This is a genomic window from Pseudomonas sp. HN8-3 (genome assembly GCF_020790195.1).
GTDB classification, from domain to species: domain Bacteria; phylum Pseudomonadota; class Gammaproteobacteria; order Pseudomonadales; family Pseudomonadaceae; genus Aquipseudomonas; species Aquipseudomonas synxantha_A.
Genome location: NZ_CP086206.1, coordinates 3695516 through 3719013, shown reverse-complemented (window position 1 = coordinate 3719013; position 23498 = coordinate 3695516). Strand labels below are relative to the sequence as shown.

The 23498-nt window shown below is 59.5% G+C and carries 17 protein-coding genes; 6 read left to right on the top strand and 11 right to left on the bottom strand.

What is annotated here, in order from left to right:
- The first annotated feature begins 56 nt into the window (after nucleotides 1-56).
- The 4 genes from LJX92_RS16345 to LJX92_RS16330 all read left to right on the top strand — a co-directional run bounded on the left by LJX92_RS16345 (nucleotide 57) and on the right by LJX92_RS16330 (nucleotide 7664).
- Nucleotides 57-3062, top strand: coding sequence for a hypothetical protein (locus tag LJX92_RS16345; RefSeq protein WP_228308615.1), 3006 nt, complete (start codon nucleotides 57-59; stop codon nucleotides 3060-3062).
- A 134-nt stretch (nucleotides 3063-3196) separates the two neighbouring features.
- Entirely contained in the window at nucleotides 3197-4717 is a 1521-nt protein-coding gene (locus LJX92_RS16340; RefSeq protein WP_228308614.1) for an SET domain-containing protein-lysine N-methyltransferase, read from the top strand.
- A gap of 161 nt (nucleotides 4718-4878) precedes the next feature.
- Nucleotides 4879-6522 (top strand): MFS transporter, encoded by a 1644-nt coding sequence (locus LJX92_RS16335; protein ID WP_032880488.1) that lies wholly within the window; start codon nucleotides 4879-4881, stop codon nucleotides 6520-6522.
- On the top strand, nucleotides 6519-7664 hold the full coding sequence (locus LJX92_RS16330) for an HlyD family secretion protein (protein WP_005789334.1): 1146 nt from the start codon (nucleotides 6519-6521) through the stop codon (nucleotides 7662-7664). Before LJX92_RS16335 ends, LJX92_RS16330 begins: the two co-directional genes overlap by 4 nt.
- 572 nt (nucleotides 7665-8236) lie before the next feature.
- On the opposite strand, the gene LJX92_RS16325 is transcribed toward LJX92_RS16330, so the two are convergent.
- The 8 genes from LJX92_RS16325 to copC form a co-directional block, all read right to left on the bottom strand.
- On the bottom strand, nucleotides 8237-9517 hold the full coding sequence (locus LJX92_RS16325) for a TRAP transporter large permease (RefSeq protein WP_078821744.1): 1281 nt from the start codon (nucleotides 9515-9517) through the stop codon (nucleotides 8237-8239).
- A 1-nt stretch (nucleotide 9518) separates the two neighbouring features.
- Nucleotides 9519-10046, bottom strand: a complete 528-nt coding sequence (locus LJX92_RS16320; protein WP_005789330.1) for a TRAP transporter small permease — start codon at nucleotides 10044-10046, stop codon at nucleotides 9519-9521.
- Nucleotides 10047-10109: 63 nt separating this feature from the next.
- Nucleotides 10110-11072 (bottom strand): TRAP transporter substrate-binding protein, encoded by a 963-nt coding sequence (locus LJX92_RS16315; RefSeq protein WP_223018461.1) that lies wholly within the window; start codon nucleotides 11070-11072, stop codon nucleotides 10110-10112.
- A 51-nt stretch (nucleotides 11073-11123) separates the two neighbouring features.
- Nucleotides 11124-11999 (bottom strand): SMP-30/gluconolactonase/LRE family protein, encoded by an 876-nt coding sequence (locus LJX92_RS16310; RefSeq protein WP_032880494.1) that lies wholly within the window; start codon nucleotides 11997-11999, stop codon nucleotides 11124-11126.
- 30 nt (nucleotides 12000-12029) lie between these two features.
- Entirely contained in the window at nucleotides 12030-12848 is an 819-nt protein-coding gene (locus LJX92_RS16305; RefSeq protein ID WP_228308613.1) for an NAD-dependent epimerase/dehydratase family protein, read from the bottom strand.
- A gap of 170 nt (nucleotides 12849-13018) precedes the next feature.
- The gene (locus LJX92_RS16300) at nucleotides 13019-14281 is read right to left on the bottom strand and encodes an OprD family porin (protein WP_032880499.1); all 1263 of its coding nucleotides are present in this window, start codon (nucleotides 14279-14281) and stop codon (nucleotides 13019-13021) included.
- Between the two features lie 261 nt (nucleotides 14282-14542).
- Nucleotides 14543-15400: a copper homeostasis membrane protein CopD gene (copD, locus tag LJX92_RS16295; protein ID WP_228308612.1), complete on the bottom strand. Its 858-nt coding sequence runs from the start codon at nucleotides 15398-15400 to the stop codon at nucleotides 14543-14545.
- A gap of 3 nt (nucleotides 15401-15403) precedes the next feature.
- Nucleotides 15404-15769: a copper homeostasis periplasmic binding protein CopC gene (gene copC / locus LJX92_RS16290; protein WP_228308611.1), complete on the bottom strand. Its 366-nt coding sequence runs from the start codon at nucleotides 15767-15769 to the stop codon at nucleotides 15404-15406.
- Nucleotides 15770-15885: 116 nt separating this feature from the next.
- Here copC and LJX92_RS16285 point away from each other — a divergent pair, with 116 nt between their 5' ends.
- The gene (locus LJX92_RS16285; RefSeq protein WP_005789320.1) at nucleotides 15886-16506 is read left to right on the top strand and encodes a TetR/AcrR family transcriptional regulator; all 621 of its coding nucleotides are present in this window, start codon (nucleotides 15886-15888) and stop codon (nucleotides 16504-16506) included.
- 603 nt (nucleotides 16507-17109) lie between these two features.
- Here the strand turns inward: LJX92_RS16285 and preA are convergent.
- The 3 genes from preA to hydA all read right to left on the bottom strand — a co-directional run bounded on the left by preA (nucleotide 17110) and on the right by hydA (nucleotide 21349).
- A complete protein-coding gene (preA, locus tag LJX92_RS16280; RefSeq protein ID WP_032880504.1) occupies nucleotides 17110-18384 on the bottom strand; it encodes an NAD-dependent dihydropyrimidine dehydrogenase subunit PreA in 1275 nt (424 codons plus the stop codon).
- Entirely contained in the window at nucleotides 18384-19751 is a 1368-nt protein-coding gene (locus tag LJX92_RS16275; protein WP_032880506.1) for an NAD(P)-dependent oxidoreductase, read from the bottom strand. The genes preA and LJX92_RS16275 overlap by 1 nt, the downstream gene beginning before the upstream one ends.
- Before the next feature lie 158 nt (nucleotides 19752-19909).
- Complete coding sequence (hydA, locus tag LJX92_RS16270) at nucleotides 19910-21349, bottom strand: dihydropyrimidinase (RefSeq protein WP_005789316.1); 1440 nt, start codon at nucleotides 21347-21349, stop codon at nucleotides 19910-19912.
- Between the two features lie 594 nt (nucleotides 21350-21943).
- Here hydA and LJX92_RS16265 point away from each other — a divergent pair.
- The gene (locus tag LJX92_RS16265; RefSeq protein ID WP_005789314.1) at nucleotides 21944-23431 is read left to right on the top strand and encodes an NCS1 family nucleobase:cation symporter-1; all 1488 of its coding nucleotides are present in this window, start codon (nucleotides 21944-21946) and stop codon (nucleotides 23429-23431) included.
- Nucleotides 23432-23498: the final 67 nt, after the last annotated feature.

Sequence of the window (23498 nt, the reverse complement as noted above, 5' to 3'; positions counted from 1 at the left end):
GCGCCAGCAGGCACTTTCGTCAGGACGCTTCCTCGACAATGGACAGGTCGTTTTTTATGACAAGCATTAGCGCTGCACACACGCATTTTTCGCTTTCACCGCCTGCTGCTGAAAATCAGTCGGCGCCCGTGACCGACACCTCGTTGACTCCCCAGCCTCCCAACCAGGATGTGCCGTTGCCCGGCAACCCCGCCCCCTCGCTGGGGCATCTGGGCGGGGCATTGTCCTGGCCGGTTCCCTTGAGCGCAGACGAACAACGACGCTTGCGTCTTATCACGATGAATCACGCACATCATCTGGGCGATCAGCCGCTGGTGATGCAAACCAAAGGCGGCGTGCTGGAGTTCTTGCGGTATCGCCAGCCTCTCCCGGCGTCTGTGCAGGACGACCCTGCCAAGATGCTCGAAGCACTGATCCGTTCCCCCCAGGGACAACGGATGGGCAAAGCGCTGCAACAAAGAATGCAGGGCATTGACAGCGCGAGCAGCGTGACGGATTACCTGCTGGCAGGCATCGCGTTGCAGATGGATCATGAGTCGATCAGCGCCCCGGCGCGCAACAAAATAGCTGGGTTCGACCTGGCCAGTGACCATTATTGGGGCCACCCCCCATCGGCAGTCGTGGAAGGCTTGGCCGAACACTTAAGTCGCACCGGCAAAACCAGCGTTGCGCTGGCAAAAGTCGGTGCGTACCTGTTGCTGGCCAAGTCGGCTCCGCAGTTTCTGATCAAAGACATTGCCCCGACGGTGAAAGTCGGCAGCCAGGCCTGGGCCAACCTGACCATTGCCGCCATGACGAGCGAAGCGCAGGCACCGGGCAAAGTTCCCGGCATGACGTTTGCGCAGGTCATGAGCGAGGCTGAAAACGCCCGACGGGTTGACCCTGTGGCCACTCAGCATGCCCAGGCTGCCGCGTTACTCGATTGGGGCGTTGCGAATGAAATCATCCCCAAAAGAAACGCTGACACCTACACCGCTGCACAACTTGAAACCGTCAGAACCGAGTTCAACCAACAGCTTGATGAGCGGATGTCTGCTTCAAAAATACTGGACAAGGCAATACCGACGCGAACAGAAATCGCACAGATCAAGTTGCAGGAGCGGTTTGGAGACTTGGGCGCGCTGTTTGAAGTCAAAGCACTCAGCACAGATGCGTCTCGCGTGGAGCACGGGCAAAACGGGATAAGCGGCACTCACTCACTCTTGGACTACGCCAAGATGGACTTGCCGAATCCGAGGCCGCTGAAGTCGAGCGACTCCCGCATCCCCGTAGAGGCGCTGAACAATAATCCTACGTTCGGCGTTCGGGAGGCTTTCGAACAGCAGTTCACCAGCGCCATCCAAGCAAAAAAGGCTGCGATCAATACAACCGTCAGGCACCTGATCTCGCAGCTACCATCTGCGGATAGGAGGAACTTGGAGTTTGGAAAAATCAGCTTTTTCCAAGAAGGCTCATACGTCATGGATGGTCATTTCAATAATACGCAGGCTCAAAATAAACCTGGACTGTTGGTCAAAACTGAATGGCATGGCACAACAAAAGCCTACGTCATCGACTTCAATAAAGGCTCGATTGAAAGGGCGAGCGTGTACGCAGCGCAGGTTCAGGAGTCCAGGGCAGGCAAAAATGTTTCTACGACCAAAGCGTTCACGCCCCGTCATAACGCAGATGATCTGGGTCGTGAACGCCCGTTGAGTGACGCACTTGTGAATAGTTTCACCAGCGCTCGATCCCGTTCGATTGCCGACGCCTTTGTCCAACACCTTGATCTCGATGATCCCGCTATAAAAGAACAGGCGCGCGGGCAGACACCCCTCGACGAGTATTACAGCCCCAAGCCGTTGAACGATTTTTTGTTGAACCTGATCCCCTTCAGATCGGCCATCGTCAATATTCAGAATGGTAAATATGGTGAGGCAGCATTTGATCTCATGCTGGACATCTTCGGCTTTGTTACTGCGGGGGCCGCCACGGCTGGAAAACTGCTCAAGATCGGCAGCGCTGTTCTCTCCAGCGGTGCAAAGGTGCTAAAGGCTGCCAAAGTCATTGGCGTCGCCACGATTGACTTGCTCAATCCGGTGGGTGGTTTGGGGGATTTGGCAAGGCTAGTGGGCAGCGGCGGCTTGTATGTACTGTCCAAAACCGTCAATAAACTCAGAGGTGCCACCGGCAGTTACGACGTATTGAAGGCGATCAGCAAGCAGTATGACGCAGCGGCGACAGGCGTGGTGAAGGTGGCCGAACAGACGGTGGAGGGAGCCGCCGTACTCAAGAACGGCCATTGGTATGCTTTTGATGCCGACGCGATGCGACCCTATGGCAGCCCGCTCGAAGAGTTCGTGGTCGCAACCCAGGCTGTCGCCGGTAAGGTGGGCGCTCCGCACCTCGAAGAAGTGAGCGAACTGAGCCATGAATGGTTTGGTCAGTTCAACGTGCCTGAGTCGCGTATTGCTGGCCTTTCACGTAATGGCCAGGGCGTGTATGTGGCCGCCGATGGGCACCTGTCTCATATACGTCATATCGACAGCCACGGTAAGGCGGCGGTGTACGAAGTCCGCCAGGTGTCGCGCACGGAGGACGGCGTTGTGCAGGCCCGGGTTTATCACAACAACCGGCAGACCGAGTTGTTGGTCCAGCATATACAGGGTGACCAATGGCACCGCCTGGGGGCAACCGGTGGTGCAAAGCAAATCACCGCTGAACATTTGCAGGCGTGGGAAGCATTGCCGCGCCAGGAGCAAATAAGGCTTACCCCCAAGGGTTTTGCCCGCCAGCACCAACTGCCCTGGAAAACGTTTGAGTACTGTGTGAAAGCTGACGGTCGACTGAGCGAGACTGGCTTGATCGTGCGCAACCGCCCCGCCAACACGCCGTTCAACAAGGTGACCGAAGCGCATATCCAGAGTTGGCGAAGCTTGACTCGGCATGAGCGTGGCGCCATGACCTTAGACGGGTTTGCCGTTCATCATCACCTGAATTCGCATACGCTCAAAAATTATGTACGGGTCGATGGCAGCCTGGGGCCAGAGGGTGAAGAGCTGCCGGTACTGCCTATGAGGTAATTACCGATGAGCATCTACACCAGTGGCGCACGCTCTTGGCACAACCGAACAACGTAGTGACGTCAGCGCAGTTCATGAGCCAACACAGGCTCAGCCCAGGCAGTTGGAGTCGCTTCGTTAAAAAGGATGGTTCCTTGAAAGAGGCGGCCGTGCGACGTCTCAATCAGGCCGAGCAAAACACCGCGCTCGCCCCCACCTTCCAGACTTCGGCACGCAAACAGATCATTACGGGTGAACATCTACAGGAGTGGGAGGCGTTGTCGTCCGCGCAACCGCGAAGCATTACCCGTGAAGACTTTGCCCAACAGAGGAACCTCTCGCCGAAAACCTTTGCCTACTATGTGCAGCCTGACGGCCAGTTGAGTGATACCGGCAAGATTGTGCGCGACCGCGCGGCCAATACACCCTTCAATACACTGACCGAAACGCATATACGTGATTGGCAAAGCAAGACGCAGCAGGCGCGTGACGCAATGACCATGAACGGATTTGCCGGCCATCATCACCTTAATCCGAGTACGTTCAAAAATGGTGTGCGGCAAGATGGTGGCCTTGGGCCGGCCGGTGAAGCGTTGTTGAACAGGGCGGCCGGTCTCACCTATACCGCGCTTACTGATGACCATCTACGCCAGTGGCGGGCGCTCTTCGCTCAATCGAACAGGTCAGTCACGCCGTCGCAGTTTTTGAGCCAACATGGGCTCAACCCAAACACTTGGCATCAGTACGTTAACGCCGATGGCTCTTTAAAAACGGTGACCGTGCAACGCCTCAATCGGGCAGAGCAAGATATCCCGCAGCTCCCCGTGCCCGAGCAACCGGCTGCGAGTGCAACACGAAAACGGCCCGCGCAAGACCCTCTGGATCCGCCGCCGTCGAAATCTTCGGATCTGAACACTTACACCGACACGCCACACAGCGAACAGATCCCAGGTTCGTCTTCGGACATCTTCGTTATCAAGGTTGAACCCGACGTTTCCCCTGTACTACCTCGTCATCAGATCGACAATACTCTGCCGATTCTGCAGGACCCGACGAACCCCAGGCTCAGCTTGACCCAATCACTTGAAGGCCCTATCGAGGACATCCGTATCGCCCACTGGAATGGTGTGCTTGACGGTCTGGATAGCGCAACCAAGGCACGCGTTTCAGCCCGGATCAAGGCGTCGATCAAAGACTGGCTGCGGACCGAATGCCAGCACCAGTCCCGGTTTGATGAAATCCTGGAAGTGGTCACGCCGCTGGATGATGGTGGGCCGGCGCGCGGCGCATCGGTGTGGGCGCGGCGCGATATCCCCCAATTTGAAGTGCTTGGCCCGTATGCCGGCAAGTACCATGCAGACGAGGCGTCGTTGTTCAAGGAGCAACGTAAGCAAGGCTCCCGGGCTGTACTGACTTACCTGTTCGGTACACGTTCGGGTGTGCGTACGGTGAGTGGGTTGCACACGGGTAACACTCTGAGCCTGATCAATACCTCGCAACTGCGCAATGGGCCAGCGTGGAAGTCGAACAATGTCGTTTCCGTGGCGGTCGGGAAAAACCTGACGTTCTATGTGGCGCTCAAAGACATCAAGAAAGGTGATGAATTGCTGCTCGACTATGGGCCGTTCTATAACCCTGTGCCTGAGATAGCGATCAAGCCGGACCCCGATCGTTGAGGTGAGCCGCTCGGCGCAGGCAGTGGGCCAACCGATGCCGCCTTTCGGCCGTTTGAAGATCAATTGTGCGTTCGCCATGGAAAGATGAGCGCTGCTCAGGTTTACTACTACCTGAGTAAGCGCTTCACCGACCTTGCACGTCGGCTCACCAAGGTCACCGAATGGATAAATACACCCCCCACACCTGGCAGCCCCACGAGCGGCCGAGCCTGCCCGGCTCGCCGTCGACGCCGCTGCACCCCACCCACAGGCGCTGGCTGTTTGCGCTGGTGGGCGTGCTGGTAGCAATCACCGGTGGCCTGGGCAATGCCCTGGTTATCGCCAACCTGCAATACCTGCAAGGCGCACTGGGCGCGACCACCGCGGAAATGGCCTGGCTGCCCGCCGCGTATGTCATGACCAACGTGTGCATGAACCTGCTGCTGGTGAAGTTTCGTCAGCAGTTCGGCCTGCGTGCGTTTACCGAAGTGTTCCTGGTGTTGTATGCGCTGGTGACTTTCGGCCACTTGTTTGTCAACGACCTCAACTCGGCCATTGCGGTGAGGGCGGCTCACGGCATGGTCGGCGCGGCGCTGAGTTCGTTGGGTTTGTACTACATGATCCAGGCGTTCCCGGCCAAGTGGCGCTTGAAAGCCCTGGTGCTGGGGCTGGGCACCGCGCAATTGGCGCTGCCCCTGGCGCGGCTGTTTTCCGAAGACTTGCTGCAGATCGCCGAATGGCGCGGGTTGTACCTGTTTGAACTGGGCCTGGCGCTGATCTGCCTTGGCTGCGTGTTCCTGCTCAAGCTGCCGCCCGGTGACCGCTTCAAGACCTTTGAAAAACTCGACTTCCTCACCTTCGCCATCCTTGCCACTGGCGTTGCTTTACTGTGTGCGGTGCTGTCCCTGGGGCGTATCGACTGGTGGCTGGAAGCGCCGTGGATCGGTGTGGCCTCGGCCTGCTCGCTGGTACTGATCATGGCGGGGCTGGCCATCGAGCATAACCGCAGCAACCCGATGCTGATGACGCGCTGGCTGGGCAGCGGCGTGATGATTCGCCTGGCCTTGGCGGTAGTGCTGATTCGCATGGTGCTGTCCGAGCAATCCACCGGTGCGGTGGGGTTCATGCAAATGCTGAACATGAGCTACCAGCAAATGCATACCTTATATGTGGTGATGCTGGCCGGGGCGATTGCCGGGCTGGTGGTCAGCGCGTTGACGATCAACCCGGCGCACCTGTTGATGCCATTGGTGATTTCCCTGGCACTGATGGCGACAGGTTCGGTGATGGATAGTTTTTCCAGCAACCTGACGCGCCCGCAAAACCTCTACATCAGCCAGTTCCTGCTAGGCTTTGGCGGCACGTTCTTCCTCGGGCCGACCATGGTGCTGGGCACGAAAAACGTGCTGACCAACCCGCGCAACCTGGTGAGCTTCTCGGTGATGTTCGGGATTTGCCAGAACCTCGGCGGCCTGATCGGCGCGGCGTTGCTGGGCACCTTCCAGACCGTGCGCGAGAAGTATCACTCAAGCATGATCGTCGAGCACCTGACCTTGATCGACCCCCGTGTGGCGGCGCGAGTGCAGAGCGGCGGGTCGGCCTACGGTGGCATCGTCGCCGACCCGGAACTGCGCAACCTGATGGGCATCCGCAGCCTGGCCACGGCGGCCACCCGTGAAGCGAATGTAATGGCTTACAACGATGTGTTCATGCTGATCGCGATTATTGCGATCCTGACCATGCTGTGGATCTTCACCCGCAGCCTATGGTTGATGAGCACCACCAAGGCAATCCCTCCTGTTCAACCCAGCGGCGCGACTTCATGACCGAACCTTCAACCACCACCACAACCGCCATCGCTGCCACACCGGAAGGCAGCACGCCACCGGGCGCCGTGCCCACCCAATTGCGGCCTTTGCGCGTGCGCATCATCTCGTCCCTGGGTTTTGCCGCCATCGCCATCATCGGTGTGCTGATCGTGCTGTACGCCTGGCAATTGCCGCCGTTCAGCAGTGCGGTGGAAACCACCGAAAACGCTCTGGTGCGCGGGCAGGTGACGATTATCGGCCCGCAACTTGGCGGCTATGTGTTCGAAGTACCGGTGCAGGATTTCCAGTACGTAAAAGCGGGGGACCTGCTGGTACGCCTGGATGACCGCATCTACAAACAGCGCCTGGACCAGGCCCTGGCGCAGCTGGCCGTGCAGAAAGCGTCCCTGGCCAATGTGGTGCAGCAACGCAACAGCGCCGAAGCGACCATCAAGCTGCGTCAGGCCGCGCTGGTCGACAGCCAGGCCCAGGCGCGCAAGAGTACCGCTGACTTGCGTCGCAACGAAGAATTGATCAGCGATGGCTCGGTGTCCAAGCGCGAGCTGGACGTGACCCGCGCCGCCAATGCCCAGACCATTGCCGCCGTAGCCCAGGCCCAGGCCAGCCTGGAAATTGCCCGGCAAGACCTGCAAACAGTGATCGTCAATCGCGGCTCCCTGGAAGCGGCAGTCGCCAGTGCCGAGGCGGCGGTGGAGCTGGCGCGGATCGATTTGTCCAACACCCGCATCACCGCGCCACGCGATGGTCAGTTGGGGCAGATCGGCGTGCGCCTGGGTGCCTACGTTAACTCCGGCGCGCAATTGATGGCCCTGGTGCCCAAGCAGCTGTGGGTGATCGCCAACATGAAGGAAACCCAGATGGACAATGTGCAGGTCGGCCAGCCGGTAACCTTCACCGTTGACGCGCTGAACCATCGCAAATTCCATGGCACGGTGCAGCATATCTCGCCGGCAACCGGCTCGGAGTTCAGCCTGTTGCAGGCGGATAACGCCACCGGCAACTTCGTCAAGATTGCCCAGCGCGTGCCAGTGAGGATTACCGTGGACCCGGACCAGGCCGAGAGCGAGCGGTTGCGACCTGGGTTGTCGGTGGTGGTGAGTATCGATACGGCAGGGCGCCTGAAAAACAGCCCACCCTGACCCTGACACAGTGCAGAGCAAAATGTGGGAGGGGGCTTGCTCCCGATTAGCACAGGTATCTACACAACTTTGCATTCGCCAACAGTAACCACGATGCGAAGCGAGCCGCTCTTGATCTTGATCTTGATCTGCTTTTGATCTCAGGCGCCCCGTTAAACCACGCTGGCCGGAATTCGACAGGGATTTGGGGGGTAAACCGGCAGGGATGCCGGTTTAGCCGCCCCGCGCCATGGATGGCGCGTGGCGGCGGCCCCCCAAATCCATGGCGGATTACGGGCACACCGAGCCTAGGCGAGGTGCCGAGTGGTGGGGCAAGAGCCCTTTTGGTTACTTTTGGGGCTCTTTTCCAAAAGTGACCCGCTGTAAAAGCGGAACCAATAGCGGCCGTTACCCAAACACCGGATATGTACTCGGTCTGACCCACCACCCTGGTCGGCCCGGAGGCCGCCATCGGGAGCAAGCCCCCTCCCACATTTGACCAAGGTGTGTCACGTAGGCGCCTGTCGATTGTGAGGCCGTCAGGTGAGCAACCCCCCTCTCACATTTGCTCACCTGTGTTCTGACGATTGGGTTTACAGCACCACGCTCGGCAACCACAACGACAGTGCCGGAATGTAGGTCACGGCCATCAGCACCAGAAACAGCACCGCATAAAACGGCAGCAGCGCCTTCACGGTTTTCTCGATGCTTACCTTGCCCACCGCCGCGCCGACGAACAACACCGCGCCCACCGGAGGCGTGATCAAGCCGATGCCGAGGTTGACCAGCATGATCATGCCAAAGTGCACCGGGTCGACGCCGATACCGAGGATCACCGGCAACAGGATCGGCGTAAGGATCAGGATCAGCGGTGCCATGTCCATCACCGTGCCGAGCAACAGCAGCATGACGTTGATGCACATCAGGATCACGTAGCGGTTGTCCGACAGGGTCAGGAACAGCGTAGTGATCTTCGCCGGGATCTGCATCAGGGTCATGATGTAGCCGAAGCTGGCGGCGAAGGCGATGAGGATCATCACGATGGAAATGGTGCGTACCGTGCGATGCATCAGCTTGGGCAGCTCGCGCCATTTGTAGTCGCGGTAGATGAACATGGTCACGAAAAACGCCCACAGCACCGCGATGGCCGCCGACTCGGTGGCGGTGAAGATGCCCGACAAGATGCCGCCGAGGATGATCACCATGGCCATCAGGCCCCAGAGCGCATCAGCGGCGATCTTCAAGGCCTGCTTCAAGGGGATGACTTCGCCCTTGGGGTAGTTGCGCTTTTTCGCGAAGATCAGGCACAGCACCATCAGGCACGCGCTCATTAAAAGGCCCGGCACCACGCCGGCCATGAACAGCGAGGCGATTGATACCGTGCCGCCGGCGGCCAGGGAGTAGAGCACCGAGTTGTGGCTGGGCGGGGTCAGCAGCGCTTGTACCGAGCCACTCACGGTCACCGCCGTGGCGAACTCCCGTGGGTAGCCACGGCGTTCCATCTCCGGGATCAGCACCGAACCGACCGACGCGGTATCGGCCACCGACGAGCCTGAGATCGCACCGAAAAACGTCGACGCCATGATGTTGACCAGCGACAGCCCGCCGCGCACAAAGCCCACCAGCACCCCGGCAAACGCCACCAGCCGCCGCGACATGCCGCCCTCGGCCATGATCGCTCCGGCCAATACGAAGAATGGAATCGCCATCAGTGAAAACTTGTTCACCCCGCCCGCCACCTGGATCATCAGGGCCTGGAACGGAATGTCGATCCACCACGCGCCGATCAGCGCCGACAAGCCCAGGGCGTAGGCCACCGGCATACCGATCAGGATCAAGGCGATAAAGCTGCCCAGCAGAATCAATGCGTCCATATCAGGCAGCCCCTTCGCTTTCTTCAACCAGGTCGAAACGCACTACGCGCCGGTGGCTCTGGTCGCCCAGTAGAAGTTTTTCCAGCACGAATATCAGGGTCAGCAAGCCGCCAATCGGGATCGGCATATAGGTGATACCCACACGCAGGGTAGGGATGGCGCTCATGAACTGGTTCCAGGTGGACAGGCACAGCTTGGCGCCCCAAATGGTCATGAACAGGCAGATGGTCGCCATCAACAGTTGCGAGACGATGCCGACAACGCGGCGCTGAGCATCAGGCAGGCGATCAGTGATCATCGCCACCGACATATGCGCCCCGGCGCGGTAGCTGGCAGCCGCGCCGATAAAGGTGAACACCAGCATCAGCAGGATCGCAGAGGGTTCCGGCCAACTGGAGCCGGTGCCGAGAATATAGCGGGCGAAGATGCCCCAGGGAATGATCAGCGCGACCCCCAGGACCGAGAGGCCGGCGACCCAGATGCAGGTCATGTAGATACGGTCGTTGATGCGCAGCAGTAGATTCTTCATGGCGTTCACCGTGACCGGGCGCGTCGATACCGACCGCGCCGGGCCTTGTCAGGGAGGAGGGCGTTACTGAACGGCGTCGATACGCTTGATGATGTCGGCGTAAGGCGCACCGTACTTCGCGCGAACCTGCGCGGTGGCGTCATAGAAGGGCTTTTTGTCGACGGTGATGAACTCGACCCCGGCCTTTTTGAGTTTATCTTCACTGCTGGCCGACTTGGCATCCCACAACACACGCTCGTCAGCCTGGGCGGCCTTGGCGGCTTCCTTGACCATGTCCTGCTGTGCGGCGGTGAGCTTGTTCCAGGTGATTTTCGACATCACGATGGGCTCGGGCAGGATCAGGTGTTCGGTGAGGGTGTAGTACTTGGCGTTCTGGAAGTGGTTGTGTTCCAGAAGCGTCGGCGGGTTGTTTTCTGCGCCGTCGATCACCCCGGTCTGCAAGGCGCTGAAGATCTCGCCGGTGTCCATGGCGATACCGTTGGCGCCCATTGCATTGAAGGCTTCGATGAAAATCGGGTTGCCTTGCACGCGAATCTTCATGCCCTTGAGGTCTTCGATCTTGCGCACTGGTTTCTTGGTGTAGAGGTTGCGCGTGCCGCCGTCCATCCAGGCGAGGGCGACCAGGCCGAACTCGGAATCGGTGATCTTGGCGAGGATCTCATCGCCGATTTCGCCGTCAATCACTTTGCGCATATGCGCCTGGTCGCGGAACACGAACGGCAGGTTGAACACATTCACGTCCGGCACCACCGGGCCGACGATGCCAAGGCTGACGCGGGTCATTTGCACGGCGCCGACCTGGGCCTGTTCGACGACTTCCTTCTCGGAGCCGAGCACACCGCCCGGGAAGTACTTGAAGGTCAATTCGCCCTTGCTTTGCTGGGTCAGGGCCTTGCCCATGTTTTCTTCGGCGACCACGGTGGGGTAGCCAGCGGGGTGGATATCGGCAAACTTGATTTCCAGCGCGTGGGCGGCGCTGCTGAGGGCCACGAGTGTGGCAGCGAGCAAGGTGCGTTTGAAGTCCATGGGCGGTGATTCCTGTCTTGTTATTGTTGTATTCAAGGCACAGCGATGCAGCTAGAGGATGAACTGGGGTTCGGGCAATCCCTTGACGCCGGGGTTGAGGGCAAACACGCCGCCGGACAGCGAACTGTCACGCTGATCGTCACGAATGGAGGTGACGTACAGGGTGTCCAGGCGACTGCCGCCGAAGGCGCACATGGTGGGTTTTTTTACCGGTACGGTGAGGGACTGGTCGAGGCGACCGTCGGGGGTGAAACGGTGGACCAGGCCGGCATCGTTGGCGCAGATCCAGTAGCAGCCATCCGCGTCGACAGCTGCACCGTCGGGCCTGCCGAGAAAGTCATGCATGTCCACAAACACCCGGCGGTTGGACGGCGCACCGGTGTCGATGTCGTAGTCGAATGCCCAGATCTGCTGCACTAGCGGGTGTGAATCAGAGGCATACATTGTGCGGCCATCGGGGCTGAAGGCCAGACCGTTGAGGGTGATGAAACCATCGAGCTGCGCATGGGGCGCCGTGCCAGACGCATAGCGATAAAGGGTGCCCTCAGCGGCGTTCAACCCCATGTTCAGCACCATGCTGCCGGCCCAGAAGCGGCCTTGGCGATCACAGCGGCCGTCGTTCAAGCGCATGTCCGGGCGCGGATGTTCGACACCAGCCAAGAGCGTAGTGTCGAGGCTGCCGTCGTTGTGCGGGGTCAGTTCAAAGAAGCCGGTTTCCATGCCTGCCACCCAGTTGCCCGCTTGGGTACGGGCGATGCAGGCTAGCATCTGCGGGGCCTTCCAGGCACGCAGGTGCCCGGCAGAGGCGTCCCAACGGTGCAAGCCACCGTTGGGGATGTCCACCCAATAGAGGGCGTTTTCTTCAGGCACCCATATCGGGCATTCCCCCACGGCGTTGCGGGCATCGACAATCAATTCTGCAGTCATGGCCACTCATTCCTTTGGGTTGCTGTGCACTCAGTCACCGAACGGGCCTGCCGCGCAGAACGCGCCGCCCTGATAAATCCTTGCCGGGTCATCATCTGCGACCGGCGGCTGGGCCTCGACCTGGGCGTGGAACACTTCGGAGCTGTCCTTGGGCGCAAAGCCCAGGTGTGCGGCGTAGCGGTTGTCCCACCAGGTGTCGAGGTTGGCCGACATGCCGTAGACCACGGTATGGCCGACATCGGGCGTGTACAGCGCGCGTTCGAGTAGTTGGGTCAGGTCGTCGAAGCTCAACCACGTGTGCATCATCCGGCGGTTCTGCGGCTGCGGGAACGAGGAGCCGATGCGGATGCTCACCGTCTGGATGCCATAACGGTCAAAGTAGAAACTGGCCATGTCTTCGCCGTAGGACTTGGACAGGCCGTAGTAGCTGTCCGGGCGGCGTGGGGAGTGGGCGTCGAGTTGTTCACCCTGTTTATAGAAACCGATCACATGGTTGGAGCTGGCGAAGATCACACGCTTTACGCCATGGCGACGTGCGGCCTCGTAGATATGGAAGATGCCGCTGATATTGGCGCCGAGCACTTCTTCGAACGAGCGCTCTACCGATACGCCACCAAAATGCAGGATGGCGTCGACGCCTTCTACCAATTGGTGCACGGCTTGCTTGTCGGACAGGTCGCAGGTTTGCACTTCTTCGCGGGCATCGATGGCGGGAGCCATGTCGGCGATATCCGACAGGCGCAGGACCTTGGCGTAAGGGCGCATACGTTCGCGCAAAACTTTACCGAGGCCACCGGCGGCGCCGGTGAGCAGCAGGCGGTTAAACGGAGCAGGGGTTGTGGTGGTCATGGGCGTTCCAGATTTTTGTTGTAGGTTGTCGTATGACTATATGGAAATAGTGTTAGGGATTCTTGGTGTTGTCAACGTCCTTCCAGGCGCATGAGATCAAAGGTGGGAGCTGGCAAGCCAGCTTCCACATGGATGTGTGGCACCTTTGAGATCGAGTTCGACCCTGGAACTTACAACAACGAAATCGGATAGCTGATGAAAATCCGGTTCTCATCAAACTCGTTATTGCTGAAGTCGCGCCGCATTGTCGAATTGCGCCACTTCACATTGAGGTTTTTCAGTGCACCACTTTGCACCGTATACGCCAGTTCCGACTCACGTCCCCATTCCTTGCCATCGGTGATCGCTGCGGTGTGCACGTTACTGCCGCTGATATAGCGGTTCATCAGGGTCAGCCCTGGCACGCCGAGTACGACAAAGTTGAAGTCATGGCGCACCTGCCAGGATTTTTCCCTGGCATTGTCATAGCTGGAGTTGTAGCTGTCGTTGGCCAGCGTGCCGCCGCTGGTGCCGTTGATACGCATCCATACACTGTCGCCGGTGAGTTTTTGCAGGCCGACGTAGAAGGTGTGGCCGTTGTATTTGGCCGAGAGCAGGGCGAACACGGTCTTGTTGTCGAGGTCGCCGGCCAAGGCGCTGCCGTCTTCCTTGCCGTTGAAGAAGCCAAGGTTGGCGCCCAGGGTCCAGTCGCCCACCGGCTGGCTGTGGGTGAGGTTCAGATACTGTTGCTGGTAGATATCAGTGAGTTCGGCGTACCACAGGCCGACCTGGGTGCGCTTGTCGTTGAAGGTATATTCGCCCCCGCCGAAGTTGAAGCGGTCCGAGGTGAACGCAGCTTTGCCGTTCATGAACATGTCTTCCATGCTCGCGTCGTTGCGTGGGCTGTTGCCGCGAAACTGGCCGCCGTAGAGGGTCAGACCGGCGATCTCATTGGACGTGACCTGGCCGCCGCGAAAGGTCTGGGGCAGAGAGCGGCCATCATCGGAACGCAGGATCGGCAGCACTGGCATCCACTCGCCAAGTTTGAGCTCGGTCTTGGACAGCCTGGTTTTCAGCGCGACCCCAAGGCGTCCGAAATTGTCGGCAGGGCGGCCATCGTCATGCACCGGCAGCAGTTGAGTACCGGCAGTGCCTTTGCCGCCATCGAGCTTTTGCGAATACAGGCCCAATACATCAATCCCGAACCCGACAGTGCCTTGGGTAAAGCCGGATTTGGCGTCGAGAATGAAGTTTTGCGTCCACTCTTCGGCCTTGCCCTGAGGGTTGCCGGGGTTGGTGAAGTTGCGGTTGAAGTAGGCGTTGCGCAGGTTGAGCGTGGCCTTGGCGTCGTCGATAAAACCTTCGGCTTGAACGCACAGGGGCAGGGTGACGGCCAGGCTAGCGAGGCTGATAAGGCCCAGGCGTGCAGAGCAATTGCGGGCGAATTGACTCACAGTGAGGCTCCCTTTCTTTTGTTGTTTTTATTATTTGTTATACGTCGTCGTACAACATTGAGCGGGATATTTGCGGGGTTTTCGGGGTGTGTCAAGCGGAAGTTATACGATGACTGTGTATGACCTGATCTAAAGCGGGCAGGGTCAATGTGGGAGGGGGCTTGCTCCCGATAGCAGTGTGTCAGTCACAGATGATCTGACTGATACACCGCTATCGGGAGCAAGCCCCCTCCCACATTTGATTGAGTTAAACCTGGTTTTTTATACCGCTAAAACCATCGGAGGCAGGGTGCCAAGGAGTGAAACGGCGGCTACTGCGCAGACCCCCAGCAGCCATTCCATCATCACGCTGGCTTTCAAACTGCCCAAGCGCTGTTCGCAGCGTTCGATACGCAACCGGTTCAGCAGCGCCAACCCCAACATCCCCGCCACCAACCCCACCTTGATCAGCAGGATCAAGGCAAACCCATTGAACAGTGGCGTGGGCCACAGTTGCCCGGTGAGCACGCGCACATTGATCAAACCGGTTACCAGCAAGCCGGCGACGAGGCCGTAACCCACGCCGCTGAAGCGCCGCAAGATCGGCTCCAGCCGGTGCTCTTGCGCGTGCCTGAGGATCAGCACCAGCACCAGCAACCCACCCAGCCAGGCCCCCACGCAGAGCAGATGCACCACTTGGTTGAGGATTAGCAATTGCCCACTCAGCCCGTCGAGCATGGCGCCATGGCCCACCGGCGCGAGGGTCGCCAGCAGCAGGGTGATCAATGGCAAACGCAAGGCTGGCCAGGCTTTGATCAGCACGATCACCAGCAGAACATTCAGCAGCAGATGCCAGGACCATACCTGGCCGAAAAAGGTCTTGCCCAGCACCAATTGCACGGTGGCCGGTTGCAGCGCCGCGTCCCAACTGCCGGCCATGCTGGCGGTGATCAGCAGTAGCCACGCCACGCCGGAGCCAAGCCCCAGCCAGGCCAGGCCACGGGTGATGCATAGCAGTTGCCGGTCCAGAGTCGGCTGTACCTGGGCGCCGAGCAGCCAGGGCCGGAGTACGCAAGCCCCGAACATCAGCAGCACGACGATAAAATGCAGGAAACGGCACAGCACCAGCAGGGTTGCCATGGGTTACTGGCCGACCTTGAAGCTGTATTTACCGCTGCTCTTGTGGGTGTCGACCGACACTGCATTCCACACCACTTTGTAATTGCCGCTCGCGAGCGGGGCGGCAGGGGTCACGACCAGGACTTTCTTGTCCGCGTCCGGGGTTTCCAGGCCCTTGATGGCGATTTCAGTGCCGTCCTTGCTCAGGGACACCTTGGTGAAGGTGGCTTCGACGCCTTCGGTGAAGGTCAGGCGCAGGTCTTTCGGCGCGGCGACGCTGCTGTTGGCCGCAGGTTCTGCGCTCTTGAGGTGGGCATGGGCAAATGCCGCCGAGGCGCCCAGCAGGGAGGTGAGCATGGCGAGGGTGGTCAGGGCTTTCTTGATCAACATTGTTCAATACCAATCAATGGGTAAGAGCGGGCAGTGTACGAAGTTTCGGCTTGGCCTGTCGCCCCGATCTAGAGCTGGTGGTAGTCTTTAACCCGTGTTGTTGTCAGGGAGCCCTTATGGGCAATCACAAGATCGGAATCCGTCGGGTCAACGTCGAGAAAATCCTGCTGGCGGCGGAAAAAGTCTTCGCTGAAAAAGGCTACGGCAGCACCGCCATGGCCGACATCGCCGAAGAGGTGCAACTGCCGCGTTCCAACCTGCATTATTACTTCACCACCAAGAGCGAGCTGTACAGCGCGGTGCTGTTCGACCTGCTGGAGCTGTGGAAGCAGGATGCCCTGAGCTTCGAAACCTTCGATGATCCGCGGGTGGTGCTCAGCAGCTACATCCGCGCCAAGATGCAGCGCTCGCGTACGCGGCCGTATGGCTCCAAGGTCTGGGCCAATGAAATCATCCACGGCGCGCCCACGCTCGGTGAGGCCCTGGATGAAAGCCTGTACGACTGGGCCAAGATGAAGGAAGCGAAGATTCGCCAGTGGGTGCAAGACAAACGCATCCTGCCGGTGGAACCGTCGAGCCTGCTCTACATGATCTGGGCCTCGACCCAGCACTATGCCGACTTTGATCACCAGGTGAAGATTTTGAATGATCACCAGCCGTTGTCGGATATGCAGTTCGAAAAGGCGATTCAGACGGTGACCAGTGTGATCTTGCGGGGGATCGGGTTGGAGCCTTGAGCCCTGTGGTGAGGCTGAGGGGCCCATCGCAGCATGGGTATCTACACAACTTCGTAGCAGTCACCAGTAACCACGATGCGAAGCGAGGCGCTCTTGATCTGCTCTTGATCTGCTTTTGATCTTAGGCGCCCCGTTAAACCACGCTGGCCGGAATTCGACAGGGATTTGGGGGGTAAACCGGCAGGGATGCCGGTTTAGCTGCCCCGCGCCATGGATGGCGCGTGGCGGCGGCCCCCCAAATCCATGGCGGATTACGGGCACACCGAGCCTGGGCGAGGTGCCGAGTGGTGGGGCAAGAGCGTTTTGGTTACTTTTGCGCTTTTTTCAAAAGTGACCCGCTGTAAGAGCGGAACCAATAGTGGCCGTTACCTAAATAACGGATATGTACTCGGTTTGATCCGGCATCCTGGTCGGCCCTAAGGCCGCCATCGGGAGCAAGTCGAATCGTCGCACCGCCCCTCCCACAGGGACAGCGCCATACCAGAAGTTGTGTAGATACCCATGCCCATCGCAGGCAAGCCAGCTCCCACATTCGACTGCATTCCTTCAGACAAAATGCGGTCAACTGTGGGAGCTGGCTTGCCTGCGATAACGGTCTAAAGGCTACACAGCTTCCCGATACGGATTACGCGGATCTTGCGTCCAATTCAAAAATGGCTTGCCAGTGTCCATCGGCACCATCTCGATGCAGTCCGCCACCGGGCAGGTGATCTGGCACAAGTTGCAGCCCACGCACTCATCATCAATCACTTCATACTTATGCGTGCCGTCCGCCTGTTTCAAACTGGCGATCGCCTGGTGTGAAGTGTCCTCACAGGCAATGTGACAACGCCCACAACCGATACACGCCGCCTGATCGATCCTGGCGATCACCTGGTAGTTGATATCCAGGTACTTCCAATCCGTGGTGTTACCCACGGCCCGCCCGGAAAAGTCCTGCAGGCTGGTGTAACCCTGGCTGTCCATCCACCGCGACAGGCCGTCCTTCATCTCGTCCACAATCCTGAAGCCATGCAGCATCGCCGCCGTGCACACCTGCACTGCGCCACAGCCCAGGGCGACGAATTCCGCTGCATCGCGCCAGTTGCCGATACCGCCGATGCCGCAGATCGGCAAGCCCTGGGTCTGCGGGTCACGAGCGATTTCGGCGACCATGTTCAGGGCGATCGGCTTGACCGCCGAACCGCAGTAACCGCCGTGGGTACTCTGGGTGCCGACCACCGGCAGGGCGACCATGCGCTCCAAATCCACGCTGGTGATGGAATTGATGGTGTTGATCAACGACACCGCGTCCGCGCCGCCGCGATACGCTGCCCGCGCCGCCACGCGGATGTCGGTGATGTTGGGCGTGAGCTTGACGATCACCGGCAGCGAGCAATATGTCTTGCACCAGCGCGTCACTTGTTCCACATACTCCGGCACCTGGCCGACCGCTGCGCCCATGCCACGTTCGGGCATCCCGTGGGGGCAGCCGAAATTCAACTCGATGCCGTCGCAGCCGGTCGCCTCCACCAGGGGCAGGATGTTTTTCCAGGACTCCTCAACACATGGCACCATCAGCGATACGATCAGTGCACGGTCAGGCCAGTCCTTTTTCACCTGGGTGATTTCCCGCAGGTTGATCTCCAGGGAGCGGTCGGTGATCAGTTCGATATTGTTGATGCCCAGCACTTCACGATTCGCCCCGAAATGCGCCGAGTAGCGTGACGACACGTTCACCGCCGCCGGGTCTTCGCCCAGGGTTTTCCACACCACGCCACCCCAGCCGGCTTCGAACGCACGGACCACGTTGTAGGCTTTGTCGGTGGGCGGTGCGGAGGCCAGCCAGAACGGATTGGGGGCTTTGATACCGGCGAATACAATCGAGAGATCGGCCATTACGCAGCCTCCACATTCAGCATGAGTTGGGCGTGCATGGCCTCGGCGGCCAGCTTGCCGTGTTGCACGGCCTGCACGGTGAGGTCCTGGCCAAGGCTGACGCAATCGCCGCCGGCATACACGCCGGGGATACTGGTACGCAGCTGTTCATCGACAAAGATGCGCTCGCCCACGCGGTGCAGTTGCTGGGCCAGCAGGTCGTGCAGTGCGTCGTTGTCAAAGCCTTGGCCGATGGCCTTGAAGATCGCATCGGCGGCCAGTTCGAAGGTTTCCCCCGTCGGTAGCAAGCGACCATTTTCCAGGTGGGTGCGGGCCAGGCGCATACCGCGTACGCGGCCCTGGTCGTCGAGCAACACCTCGTCGGGTTGGGCCCAGGTCAGCAGCCGCACTTGATTGGCCTTGGCAATGTCTTGTTCGTGTTGGGTCGCGCCCATGTCCGCCAGGCCACGGCGGTACACAAGGTTTACCTCGCGGGCACCGAGGCGGGCCATTTGCACGGCCATGTCGATGGCGGTATTGCCCGCGCCGAGCACGATGCAGCGGTCGGCCAGGGGCAGTTGGGTGAGGTCATCGGCCTGGCGCAGCTCGCGGATGTAGTCGGTGGCGGCGAGCAGGCCGGGGGCGTCTTCGTGGGCCAAGCCGAGCTGTTTGCTGGCCGCCAGGCCGAGGCCGAGGAACACCGAATCGAATTGCTGATGCAGTTCGCTCAAGGTCAGATTGTCGCCCAGGCGCTGGCCATGGCGGATTTCGATGCCGCCTACTTGCAGAAGGAAATCCAGTTCTTTCTGAGCAAAATCATCCACCAGCTTGTACTTGGCGATCCCGTATTCATTCAGGCCGCCGGCTTTCTCCTGCGCTTCGAAAACCACCACGTCATGGCCGTGCAACGCGGCGCGGTGGGCGCAGGCCAACCCCGCCGGCCCGGCGCCGACCACGGCGATGCGCTTACCGGTGGGCGCGGCGCGCTGGAACGGGTGTTCGCTGAAGTGCGCGTTGTCGATGGCGTAGCGTTGCAACAAACCGATCAGCACCGGCGCGCATTCTTCGGCGTTGTTACGCACGCAGGCTTGCTGGCACAGGATCTCCGTGGGGCAAACCCGAGCGCAACTGCCGCCGAGGATGTTGGCCGAGAGGATTTTCTGCGCAGCGCCTTGCACGTTCTCGGTGTGGATATTGCGGATGAACGACGGGATGTCGATCTCGCTGGGGCATGCGTTCACGCACGGCGCGTCGTAACAGTACAGGCAGCGCGAGGCTTCCAGATGCGCTTGCCGGGCGTTGAGCGGCGGTGCCAGGTCGCTGAACTGGCTGGCGAGGGTGGCCGCGTCATCACGGGGGTGGGGAAGGTGGGTCAGGGTCTGGATCACGGTATTGGCCTCACGGTTATTGAGGTGCTGCCTCTGATGGGCATTGGTTTTTGTGTTGATTGTTCGGGCCTCATCGGGAGCAAGTCGAATCGTCGCACCGCCCCTCCCACATTGGAATGCGTTCCACTGTGGGAGGGGGCTTGCTCCCGATAGCGGGTTCAGCGGTTCACAGCCACTGGTTTGGAAAGCGCTGCCCGCTTGCTCAACTGCTCGAACACTGAGGGATACGCCGGCCGCTCCACATAGCGCCCGGCACCCCGTTCTGCTCGCAGGTCGCCATCGGCCCAGACCAGCTTGCCCTGGCTGATGGTGTGGCTCGGCACGCCGCGCACGGTCTTGCCTTCGAAGATGTTGAAGTCGACCTGCTGGTGGTGGGTCTTGGCCGAAATGGTTCGCGTGCCTTCAGGGTCCCAGAGCACCAGGTCGGCATCCGCCCCGACGCGAATCGCGCCTTTACGGGGGTAGAGGTTGAAGATTTTCGCCGTGTTGGTGGAGGTCAGCGCAACGAACGCCTGCATCGACAGGCGCCCCGTGTTGACGCCTTCGTGCCACAGCAGCGCCATGCGGTCTTCGATACCGGCGGTGCCGTTGGGGATCTTGCTGAAGTCGTCACGCCCGGCGGCTTTTTGCTCGGCGCAGAAGCAGCAGTGGTCAGTCGCGGTGGTGTGCAGGTTGCCCGATTGCAGGCCGTGCCACAGGGCCTCCTGATGCCCGCGCGGACGGAACGGCGGGCTCATGACATAGCCGGCGGCGGTCTGCCAATCCGGGTGCTGGTAGACGCTGTCGTCCAGCAGCAAGTGGCCGGCGAGTACTTCACCGTACACCGCCTGGCCCTTGCCCCGAGCGTAGGTGATTTCATCCAGCGCCTCTTTGGTCGACACATGTACCAGGTACAGCGGCGTGCCGATGGTCTCGGCAATTCGTATTGCGCGGCTGGCCGCTTCGCCTTCCACCTGGGATGGGCGCGACAGCGGATGGGCTTCCGGTCCGGTGATGCCCTGGGCCATCAGCTTGCGTTGCAGGTGATACACCAGCTCGCCGTTTTCCGCATGAACGGTAGGCACCGCGCCCAGCTCCAGGCAGCGTTCGAAGCTGGCTACCAAGGTATCGTCGGCGGCCATGATTGCGTTCTTGTAAGCCATGAAATGCTTGAAGCTGTTGATGCCGTGATGGCTGACCAGTTCGGCCATTTCCTCGCGTACCTGCTCGCTCCACCAGGTGATCGCTACATGGAAGCCATAGTCGGATGCGGACTTTTCTGCCCAGCCGCGCCACTGGTGGAAGGCTTCCATCAACGATTGCTGCGGGTTGGGAATCACAAAGTCGATGATCGACGTGGTACCACCGGCCAAGCCTGCGGCCGTACCACTGAAAAAGTCTTCGCTGGCCACGGTGCCCATGAAGGGCAGTTGCATATGGGTGTGGGGATCGATGCCGCCCGGCATCAAGTATTGGCCGCTGCCATCGAGTATTTCAGTGCCGGCGGGAATATCCAGATCGGTGCCAATGGCCCGAATTAGACCGCCTGCGCATAACACATCGGCGCGGTAACTTTCATCATGGGTAATAACGGTTGCGCCACGGATCAACAGCGACATGTCGAGTTCCTCACAGGCTTGACCGGCTTATGCCAGTTCTAAGTGTTGTAATACTGCCGGTCGATGGAGGATTAATTCCTGTCATCGGTGACAGGAATAGAAACTAGCCCGAGTTTTTCGATTGGGCAAGAAGATTTTTCTTAAGCTTATAATTAAATTAAGTGGCTGAATTAAAAGAGAAAAATAACAAAATCACCAAAATGTAGCGAGCGCTCACCATTTTGACGCACTTGACAGCTTCTGTTTTTGAGCAACATTTCTTATTGCAAATCAGACGCTTGAGATATGCCTCTTGACGGCACTGAAAAATAAAAATAATTGTGTTGCACCAGATTGAGACCTGGCGGTTCGAACAACTTGCGCAATGGCTGGCCCCAATAGCGCGACAAGTAACCCAGGCTCACTCGGAAAGCTGATAAACATCAGCACGTTATATAAGCGGTGCGGGTTCAGCAGCCGTTGTCGGCACGGTAATTGAGTGCAAAGGCAATTGGTCGGGGCCCGAGATGTCATGTTGTTTATGCGGTACTCCGGCCTCCTGTACACAGCGTGCAGGTGAGCAAAAATAACTTTAAAAAAAACCGTGGAGCGGCCATGCAACAGAACAGATCGCAAGTCATCGAGCGCAACGGCCTGTACGAACTCGACGCCGGCCCCGACGTCCTCGACAGCCCTCGCTACAACCATGACATGGCACCCACCAAGGTGCATGAGCGCACCTGGAACAAATGGCACATCACCGCATTGTGGGTCGGTATGTCGATTTGCGTGCCGACCTACACCCTGGGCGGGGTACTCACCGCGTATTTCGGCTTGTCGGTGGGCGAGGCGCTGATAGCGATCCTGCTGGCCAATATCGTGGTGTTGATCCCGCTGACGCTCAACGCATTTCCCGGCACCAAGTACGGCATCCCGTTTCCGGTGTTGTTGCGCTCGTCATTCGGCATTCTCGGTTCCAACGTGCCGTGCCTGATTCGCGCGTTGGTGGCCTGCGGCTGGTTCGGGATCCAGACGATGTTTGGCGGGTTGGCGATTCACCTGTTTCTCGGTTCGATTTTCGAGGGTTGGAAGTCGCTGGGTGGCACCGGTGAAGTGATTGGCTTCATGATTTTCTGGTGCCTGAACCTGTGGGTGGTGTTGCGCGGTGCCGAGTCGATCAAGCGCCTGGAAACCCTGTCGGCGCCGTTGCTGGTGGCGGTAGGTATCGGCCTGCTGGTGTGGGCGATGCCGAATGTGTCCCTCAGCGAGCTGATGGCGATCCCACCCAAGCGCCCTGAAGGCGCAAGCCTCACCGGCTATTTCATGGCGGGTCTGACCGCGATGGTAGGCTTCTGGGCCACCTTGTCGCTGAACATTCCCGACTTCAGCCGCTACGCAAAGAGCCAGAAAGACCAGATCCTCGGGCAGATCTTCGGCCTGCCGCTGACCATGTTCCTGTTCGCCGCCCTCGGCGTGATCATGACCGCCGCCTCGGTGAAACTGGTGGGCGTCAGCGTCTCCGACCCGGTGACCCTGATCGGCCATATCCAGAGCCCGGTGTGGGTGGCAGTGGCGATGGCGCTGATCATCGTCGCCACCTTGTCCACCAACACGGCGGCGAACATCGTTTCGCCCACCAACGACTTCCAGAACATCGCGCCCAAGCTGATCAACCGCACCACCGCGGTGATCCTGACCGGGCTGGTAGGGCTGGCGCTGATGGCCCATGAGCTGCTGAAAAAGCTTGGGTTGATCGTTTCCGATGTCAGCCTGGAGACCGTTTACTCCAATTGGTTGCTCGGCTATTCGAGCCTGCTGGGCCCGATTGCCGGGATCATGGTGGTGGACTACTTCATCACCCGCAAACAGCAACTGGACCTGGCAGGACTTTACCGTGATGACGTGTACCCGGCGTGGAACTGGAGTGGTTTCATCGCCTTTGGCGTGCCGGTGGTGCTGACCCTGTTGTCGCTGGGCAGCGATGCGTTCAGTTGGTTTTACAGCTATGGCTGGTTTACCGGTTCGGCGTTGGGCGGGGTGTTGTATTACGGGCTCAATGCCAAGCGCGGTATTAACCCGGCCGTAGCCAAATCATCCTTGTGAACGCGGTCAATGTGGGGGGGCTTGCCCCCGATGGCGATGTATCAGTCACGCATATATCGAGTCGGCC

Coding starts and splice junctions, on each gene's coding strand:
- LJX92_RS16345 (WP_228308615.1), top strand. CDS start 57: ATGACAAGCATTAGCGCTGCACACACGCATTTTTCGCTTTCACCGCCT.
- LJX92_RS16335 (WP_032880488.1), top strand. CDS start 4,879: ATGGATAAATACACCCCCCACACCTGGCAGCCCCACGAGCGGCCGAGC.
- LJX92_RS16330 (WP_005789334.1), top strand. CDS start 6,519: ATGACCGAACCTTCAACCACCACCACAACCGCCATCGCTGCCACACCG.
- LJX92_RS16325 (WP_078821744.1), bottom strand. CDS start 9,517: ATGGACGCATTGATTCTGCTGGGCAGCTTTATCGCCTTGATCCTGATC.
- LJX92_RS16320 (WP_005789330.1), bottom strand. CDS start 10,046: ATGAAGAATCTACTGCTGCGCATCAACGACCGTATCTACATGACCTGC.
- LJX92_RS16315 (WP_223018461.1), bottom strand. CDS start 11,072: ATGGACTTCAAACGCACCTTGCTCGCTGCCACACTCGTGGCCCTCAGC.
- LJX92_RS16310 (WP_032880494.1), bottom strand. CDS start 11,999: ATGACTGCAGAATTGATTGTCGATGCCCGCAACGCCGTGGGGGAATGC.
- LJX92_RS16305 (WP_228308613.1), bottom strand. CDS start 12,848: ATGACCACCACAACCCCTGCTCCGTTTAACCGCCTGCTGCTCACCGGC.
- copD (WP_228308612.1), bottom strand. CDS start 15,400: ATGGCAACCCTGCTGGTGCTGTGCCGTTTCCTGCATTTTATCGTCGTG.
- copC (WP_228308611.1), bottom strand. CDS start 15,769: ATGTTGATCAAGAAAGCCCTGACCACCCTCGCCATGCTCACCTCCCTG.
- LJX92_RS16285 (WP_005789320.1), top strand. CDS start 15,886: ATGGGCAATCACAAGATCGGAATCCGTCGGGTCAACGTCGAGAAAATC.
- preA (WP_032880504.1), bottom strand. CDS start 18,384: ATGGCCGATCTCTCGATTGTATTCGCCGGTATCAAAGCCCCCAATCCG.
- hydA (WP_005789316.1), bottom strand. CDS start 21,349: ATGTCGCTGTTGATCCGTGGCGCAACCGTTATTACCCATGATGAAAGT.
- LJX92_RS16265 (WP_005789314.1), top strand. CDS start 21,944: ATGCAACAGAACAGATCGCAAGTCATCGAGCGCAACGGCCTGTACGAA.